The following is a 15387-nucleotide window of genomic DNA, read 5'->3' as shown; positions in this document are numbered from 1 at the left end:
TCCGGAGAGGATCGTCATGCCCGGGCTTGTCCCGGGCATCCACGTTCTTCTTCGTGGCAAGGCGTGGATGGCCGGGACAAGCCCGGCCATGACGGTGAGAGAGCACAATCTAAAACAGCCCGCTCGCCTTCAGCGCCTTGCAGACGTGGTGCATCTCGATCTCGTCCGCGACCATGTCCAGCATCACGGTGGTCAGGCCCTTTGCGGCAAAATCCTTCAGCTTCGCACCGATCTCGGCATAGCTGCCGACGAGATAGGGGCAATCGGCCTGGAAGGTGAGATAGGGCAGCAGCCAATAGCCGTTGTCCTGGAGCTCGCCGCTCTGGCCCTCATAAAGCCGCCGCTTCCAGACGGAATCCGAATTCTCCACCGTGAGCGCGAGCAGCTCGCGATCGTCAGGGTTGTCGCGGAAGCGGGCCTTCGCCGCCTGCCGCGCATCGTCGCCGCGCTCGCGCGCGAAGATGCCAAAATTCAAGCCTGATGCGCCGGGGCCGTGCCCGAGATCGGGCGGCAGCATCCGCATCTTGATGCAGCCGGTCTCCTCTGCGGTGCGATTTGCCGCGTCCGATTGCCCGGCGATCAAGAATTCCGGCATCAGCTCGGCCGGCAGGCGGGGCCGCAGTTGCAGATTGCAGGCGCGATAGAACTGGCCATCGAAATTGACCGGCCGCGGGCTCGAAAGCAATTGGCGCACGATCGCGACGAACTCGCCGAGGCGGACATAGCGATCGGCATGCGAGTGTGCATCGCCGAGCCCCTGCAAATCGCTGATCGCGGTCCCCGTGATCATGTTGAGATAGACCTTGCGGCGGTAGAGCTGCGCGAAGGACGACACGAACTTCGCCGCCGTGAACGGATGCATGTAGACAGGATTGACGGCGATCAGCGGCGAGGATCGCGTGGTCGCCGCGATGATATGCTGGGCCATGGCCCAGGGCTCGACGAAGACGTCGTTGCCCTCGAACAGCAGGATACCTTCGAAGCCGTTGCGATCGGCAAACGCCGCCACCCGCATCAGCTCGCCGACATATTCTGACGGATCGCGATTGCGCGAGATCGCGGGAAAGACGCGTAGCCGCGCCGGCATCACGCCGCCGCTTCCTGCAGCGGCCAGGCGTTGTAGGTGATGCGCAGGCCACCGGCCGCACGCGAGCCGTCAGCGATGGCGAGGCGATGCGAAGAGGAGGGGGAGCACAGTGAGAAGCGCCAGCCGGCGGGATCGTCGGCGATATCGGGCTTGAAGCTGATCGTGATCGCTTCGCGCGACACCTGCATCGCGAACGCATCGAGCGGCAGATTAAGGCCAAAGCCCCTGGCCTTCAGATAGGCTTCCTTCAGCGTCCAATAGTCGAAGAAGCGCTCGATCGCGGCGGGCTCCGGCAGGCCACGCAGCGTCTCGACCTCTTCCGGGGCAAAGAAGCGGAGTGCGGTCGACAGCGGCGCCACGCGCCGCGACACCGCCTCGACGTCGACGCCGATCGTTTCGTGCCTGGACACGACGCAGGCGACGCAGCCATCGGCATGGGACAGGCTGAAATGCAGCGCCGTCGAGGTCGCGGGCGCTGCAACGAAGGGACGTCCGTAGCGGCCGGTCGAGAACGACCAGTCGGTGGGCGCGACATCGGGCGCCGCATGCGAGAGCGCCAGGCGCAACATCGCGTGCGCGAAGATATATTGCCGCTGATGCCGCTCCAACATGAAGCGGTCGGCGCGGGTGCGTTCGTCTATCGAGAGCAGCTGCCGGCACGCATCGACCGTGCCTGGCGCGTCAATGCTCTCGATAAGTCCGATAAACAGTTCAATTCCGTCGTCTGCCATCCAAGAGGCCCATACTGTCAGGCGGAGGCCAAATCCGGCCCTGACTGAAGAGTCAAGCGATCAGGGACGCGACTGGGCGGACTGCTTGTAGCGGTCCACCCAGGCGAATTCTTGTCGATTGCTGGCCGGTTTACAGGCGCAAGCTTGCGCGAGACCCCAACTCGACAAGCGAGCGGCCCAAATCGAAAAATGAAATCAGAAGATTCGAACGGTGTCCCGACCGGCGAGTCTTACTTCTTCTTCTTGGCCTTCTTCTTCGAGCCGCCCACGATCGAAAGGGTGGCGTCGACTTCCTTGAGCGCGGCCTGAAGCTTCTTCTTCTCGTCGGTGAGCAGCTTTTGCAGGGCCTTACGGTCCTTGTCGCTCAGCGAGGTGCCCTTGGCAAATTTGATGAAACCCATAACAACTCCCCCGGTTGAAAATATCAGTCCAAATCAAAACGAGAGAATAATGTTGCTCGCTCGCGCGAAATAATCAAGATGCAACTTGATCATTCACAGCTTTGGCGCGTGAACTCTTGTTCGTCCGTCCTGTGAAGCCAATCCGTCCTGTGAAGCCAATCCGTCCTGTGAAGCCAAGTCACGCCGCCCTGCGGGCCAGCAGCCGGTCGAGCCGCGTGCCGGGCTGGGCAATCGCGGCCCCCAGCAGCGCGACGAGATCTTCCATCCATACCCCGACCATGTCGCCGTCAAGCAGTTCACCCTTGTAGTTGCACGAACCGGTGATTCCGGTCGGGCGCTCCTTGAGCATCAGCGACAGCCAGGTCTGGTCGACCGGCAGCACCGGCTGGCCCTCGCGGGCGACGTTTCCGGTCGATCGCACCATGACATCGGGCAGGTCGAGCGGCTGACGCAGCGGATTTTGCAGCGTGAAATAGACCTGGAGCAGCGAAGCCGGGTCGATTCCTTGCTGCTCCAGATGATCCGCCAGGATGTTGAAGGGCAGCTCCTGCCGCGCATGCGCGTCGAGCACGCTTTGACGCACCCGCACCAATCCTTGCGCGAACGTGAGATCCGGCGTGATTCGGCTGCGGACGATCACGGTGTTCTCGAACGGGCCGACGATTCGCTCGGTGTCAGGCTGGACGCGGTTGGCCATGGCGGTGGCAACCGAGATGTCCGTGCGTCCGGTCCGCGCCAGCAGCAGGGCCTTCAGGCCGGTGAGCAGGCACATGAACAGCGTGGCGTTGTGCTGGCGCGCATAGGCTGACAGGCGGGTGACGAGGTCGTGTTCCAGGCTGAACGGATGATGGCCGGTCGCTGCCCCCGGGCTCGCTTGGCCATCAAACAGGGGAGCTGCGCCGCGCAAATTATCGGCCCAGTCGGCGGCCTGTCGGTGGGCCGCATCGGTGCCACACCACCAGCGCTGCCAGCGAGCGACGTCGGAGAAGGCGAGCGGCATCTTTGGCAAAGGTGCCGAGGGGTGACCCGCCAGCGCGGCGTAGCGGTTGGACAATTCCTCGAACAGCACGCCGATCGACCAGCCGTCGGCGATGGCATGATGCAGCGTCAGCAGCAGGATGTGATCCTCGGCGTGCAGCCGCAGCAGCCGCGCCCGCAGCAGCGGGGCCCGGGCGGTGTCGACAGGGGTATAGGCCTCCTGCGCGATTAGGAGATCGATCTTCTTCAGTTCGAGCGCCTTGCGCCGTTTGTTGTTGTGGGGCCGACCGTCGCCGATGGTCTCGACGGTCAGGACCGGACCGAGCGTGGCCGGCGCGATGATGCGGCTGACCGGTTCGTCGCCAGTCCAGCCGAGTACGGTGCGCAGCGAGTCGTGACGGCGCACGACATCGTCGATGGCCTGCGCCAGCCTGCGCGGATCGATCGGGCCTTCCAATTGGAAGGCAAAGGGCAGGTTGAACAGCGGCAGATCAGGCAGGTTCTGTTCGATGCGCATCATCTGTTCCTGAGCGATCGACAGCGTGGGCGGACCGCTTTGGACCAGACGAGCGACGCTGGCCGCCGGCTTCTGAGGGGGCGTCGCCACGGCCTCGTCGACCCGCCGGGCGAGTTCTTCGATCGTCGGCGCCTCGAAGATGGTCTTGATCGGCAGCGAGACCCCGAGCGCTCGTGCCACGCGCGCCATCGCCTGGCCCGCCAGCAGCGAATGGCCGCCGAGGTCGAAGAAATTGTCGGTGACACTGATGCTCTCGACCTTTAGCAGATCGCGCCAGATGTCGGACAGCGCCTTCTCGGTGAAGCGGCGGGCCGGCACGGCGGCCTCCGTCCTCGCGGTTTCCGGCTGCGCGGACGCCAGCAGGGCGGAGCGATCGAGCTTGCCATGGGCATTGAGCGGGACCTGATCCAGGAACAGGAACGCCGACGGGATCGCATGAACGGGCAGCCGGCTTTTGAGGAAGTCTCGCAATTCGCTGGCGCTGATCCGGCTGCCTGACCTGGCAACGACATGGGCAATCAGCCTGACATCGCCATTGCTATCGCGCCGCGGCTCGATGATGCCGGCGCGCACGCCGGCGTGGTCGGCCAGTGCAGTCTCGATCTCCTTGAGCTCGATGCGATAGCCACGGACCTTGACCTGAAGGTCGGCGCGGCCGAGGCATTCGATCGTCCCGTCGGCACGGCGGCGGGCAAGGTCGCCGGTGCGGTACAATCGTCTGCCGTCCGCGCGCGCGAACGGATCGGGGATGAAGCGCTGCCTGCTCTGGGCCGGATCGTTGACATAGCCGCGACCGACGCCGGCGCCGCCGACGCAGAGCTCGCCGACAACGCCGATCGGCTGCGGCTCGAGGTTCGGATCGAGCACGTAGAGCTGGGTGTTGGGCAGCGGTGCGCCAACCGGGACGTTGGTCGTCGTGGTGTCCGGCGCCCGCGTCAGCCGGTGCAGAGAGACGTCGTCGGAGCATTCCGAGGCGCCATAGGCGTTGATCAGCGGCACCTTCCGGCAGCGGGCAAACCAGGCCCGGCAGAGATCGGCCGGCAGCGGCTCGCCGGTCGAGATCAGGAACCGCAACCTGGCGAAAGCACGCAACACGGTGGCCTCGTCCATCCGCTCGAGGATGACGCGGAGCAGCGAGGGCACGATCTCGAGCACCGTGATGCCTTCGCGCTCGATCTCCCGTGCAAGCAGCATCGGGTCCTGAACGACGGCATTGGCGCAGACATGGACGCGGGCGCCGACCATCGGACCGGCGAGGAACTGCCAGACCGAGATGACGAAGCTCTGCGGCGCGGTCTGCGCAACCACGTCCTTTGGCGTCAGGCCAAGCTCGGCGATGAGCGAGGCCAAATGGTTCGACAGCCCGCGCTGCTCGATCATCACGCCCTTCGGCGCACCTGATGAGCCGGAGGTGTAGATGAGATAGGCAAGGCTCGCGCTTGTGCGGCGTGCAGGGCGGGCTGGCCTGGTCGCTGCGAGCGCGGCGGCGTCCTCGATCTCTGCCACAAGGACGCGCGCGACCAGCGGCTCGAGCAGCGCGTCGACCATGGCCGACTGCGCGCGACCCGTCAGCAGCACGGTCGCGCAGCTGGATCCGAGGATGGTTGCGAGCCTCGCCGGTGGTTGCTCGGGATCGAGGTTCAGGAAGGCTGCGCCGGCGCGCTGAACGCCGATCATGGCCGCGAGCAGGTCGGGCCCGCGATCCGCAAGCAGCGCGACCACGCTCTCCGCGCCGACGCCCTCGCGGACCAGCCAGCGCGCAATCGCCTGGCTGCGGCGCGCCAGCTCGCGATAGCTCAGGGAGAGATGCCCATCGGAGATCGCGATCGCATTCGGCGTCTTCTTCGCTTGCCGCTCGAAGCGTTCGCAGATTTGACCGCGCGCGGCGAAATTGGTTTGCTTGCCCTTTGCCGGCAACCGCAGCCTTTCCACGTCCGTCAGAAGCGGCAGCCGCGAGATACGCTGTTCGGGATTGGCGATGGCCGCCTTGAGCAGGGTCTTGAACTGGTCTGCCAGGGCCTTGATCGTCGCCGTGTCGAACAGATCGGTGGCGTATTCGAAGAAACCGGAGAAGCGGCCCTCGGCCTCGACCAGTTCGAGCGTGATGTCGAAGCGTGCGACTTTGGGATCGACCTCCAGCCGGCGTGTCGACAGACCGGCGAAGTGCGCGGCCTCGATCGAAGCGTTCTGGAGGATGAACATGATCCGAAACAGCGGATTGCCGTCGCTCCGTCGCGCGATCTGCAGCGCGCGCAGGACTTCCTCGATCGGGAGATCCTGGTTGCGATAGGCATCGAGCGTGACCTGGCGCACCCGCCGCAGCATCTCGCCAAAGGTCGGGTCGCCGCCGAAATCGTTGCGCAGGACCAGCGTGTTGGCAAACAGCCCGATCAGCCGCTCGCTTTCGATCTGGTTGCGATTCGCAATCAGCGAGCCGGTCGCCACATCCTCGTGTCCCGTATGTCGGAACAGCAGGCATTGGAAGACGGCGAGCAGCGCCATGAAGGGCGTCACGCCCTGATCCTGGCTCAGCGCGCGAATGTCGGCCGAAAGGATCTTGGTGAACTCGAAATAATGACGGGCGCCGCGGCCGCTCCAGACTTCAGGCCGTGGCCGGTCGGTCCGCAGCGGCAGCGTCGTGACACCGTCGAGCTGCGCTCGCCAGTAATCGAGCTGCTCTTTCGCCGCTGGTGTTTGCGCCCAACTTTGCTGCCAACGTGCAAAGTCGCGATATTGGAAGCTGGGCGAGGGCAGCACAGTCGCCTCCCCCTTTCTCGCGGCGGAATATCCGGCGGCGAGCGCCTCCCAGAACAGCCGCTGCGACCAGCCGTCGGTGACGAGGTGGTGGACGTTGACGACCAAGGCATGGCTGGATTTGTCGAACGATAGCAGCGTGACCTTCAGTGGCGGCTCGCGGGCAAGATCGAACGGATATTGTGCGAGCTTGAGCGCCTCACGCCTGACGATGGCAGTCTGCTTGCCCGTGGGGCAGGGCTTGAGCTTGATCCGCTCGAGCGGCGGCGCCTGAAGCACGCGCTGCATCGGCTCGCCCTGGCTTTCGATGAAGACTGAGCGCAGCGCCTCATGGTGCGCGCAGATCGCGGCAAAGCTCGCCTGAAGCGCGGAGAGGCCGACCTCGCCCTTGAGCAGGGCGACCTCGACGACATTATAGTTGTACCGTGTCGGATCGAGCCGCGAGAGTACATACATCCGCTGCTGCTGGAACGACAGCGGCGCGTCTTCTTCGGCCGTGGCCCGACGCCACGCCGGCAGCGTGGGATCGCGATGGGCCGTGGTCTCGAGCCGTGCGGCAAGAGCGCCGACAGTGGCGCAATCGAAGATATCCTCGAAGGAGAGGCTGGCGTCGAAGCGCTCGCGCAGGCGCGAGCGCATTTGCGTGACTGCGAGCGAATCAGCCCCCAAGGCAAAGACATCCTGATCGACGCCAACCTGCGGAAGCTCGAGCAGACTGGCCCAGATCTCCGCGAGCTGGGTCTCCAGTTCGCTGCGGGGCAGCTGCGTTTCGTCGTCGTCATGGGCCGCTGAAATTAGCTCGGCCAGCGCGTTGCGCCTGACCTTGCCGCTGGCGCCCTTCGGCAGCGCCGCGACGCTACGGATCAGGCTCGGCACCTTGTAGGCGGCGAGACGCTTGCGCGCGAACTGGCGAAGCTGGTCCGAGGTCGCCGCGGAGTTTTCCCGCAGCACCACGACGGCGGCGACGTTCTCGCCGAGCTTGGCGTGGGGAACGGCGAACACGCCGGCCTCCATTACGGCCGGGTGAGCCAGCAGCACCTCTTCCACCTCCAATGGCGAGACCTTTTGGCCGCCGCGGTTGATGACGTCCTTGATACGGCCGACGATGAACAGATAGCCGTCGGCATCGAGATAGCCGAGATCCCCGGTCCTGAACCAGCCGTTGCGGAAAGCGGCCCGCGTTGCCGCCTCGTCATTATAGTAGCAGCGGCTCATATTCGGCCCGCGCAGCATGATTTCGCCACGCTCGCCGCTGGCAAGCTCGCGGCCCGTCTCGTCCATGATCGCGATCTCGGGGCCCGCGGCGCGGCCGACCGAGCCGATCTTGCGCAGCTCGAATGGATTGGCCGCGATCTGCGAAGCCGCCTCCGTCATGCCGTAGGTTTCCAGCACGGGGACGCCGAACATCGCCTCCAGCCCATGCAGAATCGCCGGCGCAAGCGAGGACGATGCCGAGCGGATCACACGCAGCGATGACCCGCGGGCATGATCAGGATTGGCTTCTGCGGCCGTCAGGAGCGCGCGATGAATGGTCGGCACCGCGGTGTACCAGGTCGGTTGCAGGTCGCGCATCCAGCCGAAGAAAGACGGTGCGTCGAAACCATTGGTACAGATCACGCTGGAGCCCGCGGTAAGTGCCGTCAGCAGGCCGGAGATCAGGCCATGGGCGTGAAACAGCGGCAGGGCGTTGAGCAGGCGATCCTGCGGAGCGAGCGACAGCACGCGTCCGGCATTTTGCGCGGAGAGACACACATTGCGGTGCGTCAGCGGTACCATTTTAGGCCGCGCCGCCGTACCTGATGTCAACAGGATGAAGGCATCATCCTCGGCGCTTGCCGGGCCTTTCGCACAGGCTGGGCCGACCGTCGGGCCAATGAACGCACAACCGCCGAGGTCCGTCGCCGGTCCCGGCACGAAGTCGATCACCGCGAGGTCGAGCGCCCTGGCGACGTCCCGACTGGCTGAGTTCATGTCCGCCCGCGTGACCAGCGCCGCCAGCTTCATTTCGCTGAAATAGCGTTGCAGCTCGTCGGCCGTCAGATCGGGGTTGACGGGAACGCAGGCGCAGCTTGAAGCGACTGCGATCAGTGCGAGTGCACCGTCGGCGCCGCGCGGCAGTGCAACCGCGATCCGGTCGCCAGGCGCGATGCCGAGGGCACGCAGCGTCTGGACGAGATGCGCGATTCGCGCGCCGAGCGCGCCATAGGTGAGGGGGGGCCGGCCGGGAGCGAGCAGAGCGGGCGCCGCCGGCATCGTTCGCGCGTAAAAGGCGAGAAGGCCGGCAATATCGGCAAAGCTCTCGGCCCCGGCGCCGGTGCCGGCCGATCCTTCTCTCGCCCCGGATGCAGTCTCCGACAATGCCATTCCCTTTTGATCCGATTGGGCTATTCTTCCCAAGAGTTAGGGAACGCGTCCAGTCTGAGGTGAAGTTTGGGCCCCAAAATCTGTGGTTGAGGGACCTTAAGCCCTTTGGCGGTGGGAGTGTGGGGCAGAATCACCATGCTGGAGAAAGAGCCGGAGACGGAAGTCGGGTTGAAGCGCTGGCTCGAAGGCATCGGTCTTGGCCATTATTCCGATCTGTTCGCGCAGCACCGCCTCGATCTCGACGTCATGGGCGATCTGACCGAGGCTGATCTCGCCGAGCTCGGATTGCCGCTGGGTGATCGCAAGCGGCTGCAGCGGGCGATGGCCGCGCTGTTTCAGGCCGAGGCGGCGGCACCGGCGGCGCCGGCGCGCCCGCCGGTTCGCACGGAAGTCGGCGCCGAGCGGCGTCAGCTCACCACCATGTTTTGCGACATGGTGGATTCCACCGCACTGTCGGCCCAGTTCGATCCGGAAGACGTCCGCGACATGATCGCGAGCTTTCGCGAGACCTGCGTGCGCGTGGTCAAGCATTACGAAGGCTTTGCCGCACGCTTCGTCGGCGACGGCATTCTGGTCTATTTCGGTTACCCCACCGCGCATGAGGATGATGCCGAGCGCTCGGTGCGCGCTGGCCTCGAGATCGTGCGGGTGCTGTCGACCGCGCGCGCGATCGAACCGCGCGGCGCGCTCAGCCACGCGCCCGCCGTCCGCATCGGGATTGCGACCGGGCTCGTCGTGGTCGGCGACCTCGTCGGCCAAGGCACCGAAGAGCGCGACTCCGCGGTCGGCGAGACCGTCAATCTCGCAGCGCGCCTGCAAGCTTTGGCGCCGCCCAACGGCGTGGTGATCTCCGCCTCGACACAATCGCTGCTGAAGGGCAAGTTCGACTACCGCAATCTGGGCACCCATGCCCTAAAAGGCATCGCGGACAAGACCCAGGCCTGGCACGTCGTGCGCGCGACACGTGTGGAGACCCGCTTCGCGGCCGCGATGGGCACGCGGCTGACCCCGCTCGTCAATCGCGAGGAGGAAATTGCGCTGCTCATGGCGCGTTGGCAGCAGGTCAAGGATGGCGACGGCCAGGTCGTGGTAAAGTTCGGCGAGCCCGGCATCGGCAAATCACGCATCATTCAGGAGATCTTTGATCGCATCGCGGGCGATCGGCACGGACAGGTCTCGTTCCAATGCTCGCCCTACTACACCTCGACCGCCTTCTATCCTTTCGTCGAGCAGCTCAAATTCTCCCTCGGGCTCGATCGCGAGGATGTTTCCGCGCTGTCGCTGGCGAGCCTGGAAACGACGATTGCCGCGGCTCACGGCGATATCGCGCAGGTCACGCCGTTGTTTGCCGCGCTGCTGTCCATCCCGACCGGGGACCGTTATCCACCGCTCGACCTGTCGCCTCAGCAGCAGAAGGACGCCACCGTCGCCGCACTGGTCAACCACTTCCTCGGCCTTGCGCGCGAGATGCCGCTGGTGATGGCTTTCGAAGACCTGCACTGGATCGATCCGACCTCGCGCGAGGTGGTCGACCTGCTGGTCGACCGGGTGCAGAACCGGCCGATCCTCGCCATCATCACCGCACGCTCGGAATTCCAGCCGAGCTGGAACGCGCATTCGCACATCACCACGCTGGTGCTGAACCGCCTCAGCCGGCCGTTGCGCACGACGCTGGTCGAGCGCGTCGCGGGGCGCGAGCTGCCAAAGGAGGTCGTCGAGGAGATCATCGTCAAGACCGACGGTGTGCCGCTGTTTCTGGAGGAACTGACCAAGACCGTACTCGAATCCAACCTCCTGACCGAGCGGCACGGGCGCTACGTGCTGTCGGGCCCGTGGCGGCAACTCGCGATCCCGGCGACCTTGACGGATTCGCTGATGGCGCGTCTCGACCGGATGGGGCCGTTCAAGCGGATCGCGCAGATCGGCGCCACGATCGGCCGCGAATTTTCCTACGAGACCCTGCACGCGGTCGCCAACACGCCGGCGGAGCAGATCGAGGCGGCGCTCACGCATCTGGAGGAAGCCGGGCTGATCATGCGCCGCGGTCATCCGCCCGATGCGCTCTACTCGTTCAAGCACGTGATGATCCAGAACGCGGCGCATGAGAGCCTCTTGCACAGCGAGCGGCGCAAGCTGCACGCCAGCATCGCCCTCGTGCTCGCGGACATGTATCCTGAGAAGACCGAGCGCGAGCCGGAGCTGCTCGCCCATCATCTGACCGAGTCCGGCCAGAGCGAGGGCGCGGCGAGCTTCTGGCTCAAGGCCGGCAAGCAGGCGGCCAAGAGCGGCGCCAATCTCGAGGCGATCGGCCATCTGCGCCGCGGCCTGAGCGTCGTGCAAGCCAACCCCCGCATGCAGGGCGCCGACGAGATCGAGCTCGAGCTGCGGATTGCGCTCGGCAACGCACTGATTGCGGCCAAGGGTTATGCCGTGCAGGAGGTCGAGGAGAACTACATCCGCGCCCTCGAGCTCGGCCAGCAGCTCGAAGACGACGAAAATGCCTTTGCCGCCACGCGCGGACTCTGGGTCTGCCATTTCATCCGCGCCGATCTCACCCGCGCGCATGATCTCAGCGTCGAGCTCTTGAAATTCGCCAAGCGTGAGCGGTTGAACGAGCGCGCGGATCCGGCGCAGCAGACCGGCTATTTGATCGAGGCGCACCGCTCGATCGCGATGACCATGCTGTATCGTGGGCGTTTCGCCGCCGCGCAGCACCATCTGCACCGTTGCGTCGATCTCTACAGCCCCGATCTGCATTCCGACCTGATGGAGCGCCACGGCACCGATCCCGGCGTCGTCTCGCTGTCCTATCTTGGCTATCTCCTCTGGTTCCTTGGCCAGCCCGACGCGGCGCAGCAGCACAGCGAGCAGGCGATCGCGCTTGCGGAGAAGATCCGCCATCCGTTCTCGCTCGCCTTCGCCCTGGTGTTCGGCGCCTATCTCTGCCAGCATCTGCGCGATATCGAGGGGACGCGGGATCATGCCAACCGCGCCATGATCATCGCGACCGAGCACAATTTCCTGCACTGGAAGCAGCAGGCGACAATTCTGCGCGGCTGGGCGCTGGCCCAGCTCGGCGAGGCCGAGGAGGGCATTAGCCAGATGCGCTTTGGCCTCGACGAATACGAGGCGATGGATTCCTGGCTTGCCGGCTGCTGGTTCCGCTGCCTGCTTGCCGAGGCCTATGCCAAGGTCGGCATGCGCGATGCCGCCTTGCGCGCGCTGGACGTCGCGCTCGCGACGGCAAGACGGACGGGCGATCACTCCTACCTCGCCGAAGTCTATCGTCTGCAAGGCGAGATCACCCTGTCCGACGGCCATCCGGCCTCGGTGCAGGAGGCCGAAGACCTGTTCGGCCTGTCGCTGGAGACGGCGCGCAAGCAGGGCGCATTGTCGTGGGAGCTTCGGACGGCGGTCAGCCTTGCGCGGCTGTCGCACGAGGCCGGCAAGCGCGAGCACGCAAGCCTCTTGCTCGTGCCGATCGTCGGCAGGTTCAACGAGGGATTCCTGACGCCGGATCTGAAGCTGGCCATGCAGCTCGTGCACGAGCTCGGCGGCGATACGCCGGCTCGCCCGCAGGCCGACCCGGTGAAATGAGCGATCTTGTCGCCGCGCGTGCGCGCTATGTCGGGCTGATCGCGAAGCGTGAGCGCATTGCCTCCCCCCGCCTGCTCGCAGCCCTGGCGGCGGTGCCGCGCGAAAATTTTCTGGCGAAGGGGCCTTGGCGCATCAAGAGCGAGACGGCGCGCAGCTATCGACTGACGCCCAGCGCCGACGCTGTTCATCTCTACGACAATGTCCTGGTCGCCATCGATGCGCGCCGCAAGCTCGACACGGGACTGCCGAGCCTGTGGGCCCATTTCATCGACCTGCTCGGCATCGGCGAGAAGGACCGCGTCGTCCAGATCGGTTGCGGGCTCGGCTATTTCTCCGCGATCCTGTCCGAGATCGTTGGCCCGAAGGGCCGGGTGCGCGCGATCGAATGCGACGCGCGGCTTGCCGCGCGCGCCGCGACTTACCTGTCCGCTTATCAGAATGTCGAGGTCGTCAACGGCGACGGCTGCCGCGATGTCGGCGAGCCGGCCGATGTCATCATCGTGCATGCCGGCTTCTCGCACCCGCATCCGCTCTGGCTCGCCGCGCTCCGTCCGCGCGGCCGGCTGCTGGTGCCGCTGACGCAGCGCGACCGCGAAGGCGCCGCTCTCAAGATCACGCGCAGAGGCAAGGCGTTCGAGGCCGAAGCGGTGCAGCAGATTCGGATATTCCCCGGCCAGGGCCGCGGGGTCACCGTGCTCGACGATCGCGTCGCCGACTGGTGGCAGCGCGCATCGGCGCTGCCGCCGCTGCGCTTTCGCGGCATCGCGCAGGGCCTGCCGTCGGATGGCTAACGATTCGTTTCATTTTACCTTGATTGCGAATCGAAGTTTCCAATGTCGCCCGCCGCTTGTATGAGTGCGGTTCGATGGCCATTTGAGCACGCATCATGCATTCCGTCGCCCTGCTGACCGCCAGCTACGCCAAGGATATCGAGCGCTTCTCGCTGCTCAGCGAGAGCATCGACACCTGGCTGACCGGCTACACGCGGCATTATGTTCTTGTTAACGATGAGGACGTGCCGCTGTTCGAGCGGTTCGCGTCGGACAAGCGGGTGATCGTTCCGGCCTCGCGTTATCTGCCGAAATGGCTCTGGGCGCTGCCGCCGGCCTTCCAGTTCATCAGCAGCCGGCGAGTCTGGCTGTCGCTGCTGTCCTCCCCCGTCCATGGCTGGCACATCCAGCAGATTCTCAAGATCGCCGGCGTGCTCAATGCGCCAGAGCAGCGCGTCTGCATCCTCGACTCGGACAATCTGTTCTTCCGCGAATTCGACGTCGGCCAATATGCCGGCACCGAGAAGACGCCGTTGTTCGTCACGCGCAAGGGGATCGACGCCGACCATCCCCTGCACGTGCTGTGGCTCAATACGGTCGATCAGCTTCTCGGCATCAGGGACCGCTCGTTTCCGGCCGACGACTATGTCGGCAACGCGCTGGTCTGGGACAAGGATGCCGCGCGCGCGATGACTGGTGCGATCAAATCGGCGACGGGGCTGAGCTGGGCCCTGGCGCTGTGCCGTAAGAAGAAATTCTCCGAGTATCTGCTGTATGGAAACTTCGTCGCGAACTCGCCGGAGCACCTGGCGAAGCATCGGGTCACCGAAGACAGCATCGCCGTCTCGCACTGGGATGACACCCGCCTCGATCGCCAGGCGATTGAAACCATGATCAGCGCGGCATCGCCCGAGCAGGTCGCGCTCTGCATCCAGTCCTATTCATCGACCTCGATCGACGATATCCGCGACGTGTTCCGCCTGAGCTCGCGCGACCGGCGCGGCCCGACCCTGTCTCCCGATCACCTGGGCGACGCGACCGCGTTCGAGACGCCCAACACACGTTAGAATCGCACGCTGGAACTAGGCGCTGGCCTTCACGCGTCCTTCGTGAACTTGCTGATCACGTCCATGAACGGCTTCGGCTTGAACTCGCCGTCGAGCGGCAGGGGGCGGTTCGGCTGCTTGTCCGGGCGGGCGAAGGTGCCGTTGATCCAGCTGTAGCGATCCGAAATGCCCCAGGTCAGGATCGAGCGCGCCGGTCCGCTGGTCGAGATTGCCGTCAGCAGGTCGTCGACGCGCTTGGCAACGATAGCGTCGCGCTCCGAAGCGCTTCCCGTCAGTTTCTGATCGTCGACGTCGAGCTCGGTGACGAACACCTCGAGGCCCCACGAGCGGACTTCGGTGACGAACTCGGCGAGACCATGGGTGTCGATCTCGAGTTCGGCATGCAGATGCGATTGCAGCCCGACCGCGTGCAGCGGCACGCCCTGGTCGAGCAGATTCATGATGAGGTTGCGGTAGGCGGCACGCTTGGCGATGAACGAGTCCTTGGCCGATTCAATGTCGTACTCGTTGATCGCGAGCTTGACGTAAGGATCGGCGGCCGCCGCCGTCCGGAAGGCCAGCGGAATCCAGCGGTCACCGAGATGCTGCGTCCAGAACGTGTCGCGCCGGTCGGTGACGCCTTTGGGATTGTCGGGGATGGGCTCGTTGACGACGTCCCACGATGTCAGCTTGTCCTTGTAGTAGGATACGACCGTGTTGATGTGATCGACGAAAGCGCGCTCGACGCCCTTCGCATCCTTGATCTGCTTGGTCCAATCGGGAATGTCATGATACCAGGCAAGCGCGTGGCCGCGCATGGCCAGGTCGTTCTTCTGAGCGAAATCATAGATGGCGTCGGCGCGCTCGAAGGCAAAGGTGTGCGCATCCGGCCGCAGCATCGGCCATTTCAGCTCGAGCACCGGCACCACCTGCGTGCAATAGGTGCTGATGGCCTCGCCGAGCCGCGGATCGGCCTGCAAATCCCAGAGCGTGGCGGCGGCGCCATAGCCCGGACGACGCTGCGCAAGCTTCGACGCTGGCAGTGCGGAGGCCGATGCGCCCGCTGCGAGCGTAGCGGCGCTGCCGAGGAGAAATTCGCGTCTGTCGAGCTTGATCACGTGGCTGCAGTCCTTTCGGAACCA

8 protein-coding genes are annotated in these 15387 nt (G+C 65.1%); 3 read left to right on the top strand and 5 right to left on the bottom strand.

Annotated features, from left to right (window positions below; genetic code table 11):
• Window positions 1-109 precede the first annotated feature (109 nt).
• The 4 genes from JQ621_RS23340 to JQ621_RS23325 all read right to left on the bottom strand — a co-directional run bounded on the left by JQ621_RS23340 (window position 110) and on the right by JQ621_RS23325 (window position 8832).
• Complete coding sequence (locus tag JQ621_RS23340) at window positions 110-1090, bottom strand: LLM class flavin-dependent oxidoreductase (RefSeq protein WP_212237048.1); 981 nt, start codon at window positions 1088-1090, stop codon at window positions 110-112.
• A complete protein-coding gene (locus JQ621_RS23335) occupies window positions 1087-1818 on the bottom strand; it encodes a 4'-phosphopantetheinyl transferase family protein (protein WP_212237046.1) in 732 nt (243 codons plus the stop codon). The genes JQ621_RS23340 and JQ621_RS23335 overlap by 4 nt, the downstream gene beginning before the upstream one ends.
• Before the next feature lie 230 nt (window positions 1819-2048).
• Entirely contained in the window at window positions 2049-2219 is a 171-nt protein-coding gene (locus JQ621_RS23330) for a hypothetical protein (protein ID WP_212237044.1), read from the bottom strand.
• A 178-nt stretch (window positions 2220-2397) separates the two neighbouring features.
• Complete coding sequence (locus JQ621_RS23325) at window positions 2398-8832, bottom strand: non-ribosomal peptide synthetase (protein WP_212237042.1); 6435 nt, start codon at window positions 8830-8832, stop codon at window positions 2398-2400.
• A 135-nt stretch (window positions 8833-8967) separates the two neighbouring features.
• Between JQ621_RS23325 and JQ621_RS23320 the strand changes: the two genes are divergently transcribed.
• The 3 genes from JQ621_RS23320 (at window position 8968) to JQ621_RS23310 (ending at window position 14266) form a co-directional block, all read left to right on the top strand.
• Entirely contained in the window at window positions 8968-12429 is a 3462-nt protein-coding gene (locus JQ621_RS23320; RefSeq protein WP_212237041.1) for an AAA family ATPase, read from the top strand.
• Complete coding sequence (locus tag JQ621_RS23315; RefSeq protein WP_212237032.1) at window positions 12426-13220, top strand: protein-L-isoaspartate O-methyltransferase family protein; 795 nt, start codon at window positions 12426-12428, stop codon at window positions 13218-13220. Before JQ621_RS23320 ends, JQ621_RS23315 begins: the two co-directional genes overlap by 4 nt.
• Window positions 13221-13315: 95 nt before the next feature.
• Window positions 13316-14266 carry a DUF6492 family protein gene (locus JQ621_RS23310; RefSeq protein ID WP_212237030.1) on the top strand — a complete coding sequence of 317 codons (951 nt, stop codon included), beginning with the start codon at window positions 13316-13318 and terminating at the stop codon, window positions 14264-14266.
• Between the two features lie 29 nt (window positions 14267-14295).
• On the opposite strand, the gene JQ621_RS23305 is transcribed toward JQ621_RS23310, so the two are convergent.
• Window positions 14296-15363, bottom strand: coding sequence for an endo-1,4-beta-xylanase (locus tag JQ621_RS23305; protein ID WP_212237021.1), 1068 nt, complete (start codon window positions 15361-15363; stop codon window positions 14296-14298).
• Window positions 15364-15387 lie beyond the last annotated feature (24 nt).

The sequence above is a fragment of the Bradyrhizobium manausense genome, from assembly GCF_018129685.1.
Lineage (GTDB): Bacteria > Pseudomonadota > Alphaproteobacteria > Rhizobiales > Xanthobacteraceae > Bradyrhizobium > Bradyrhizobium manausense_D.
The sequence above is the reverse complement of the archived record's forward strand: the minus strand, read 5'-3'. Positions and strand labels throughout refer to the sequence as shown.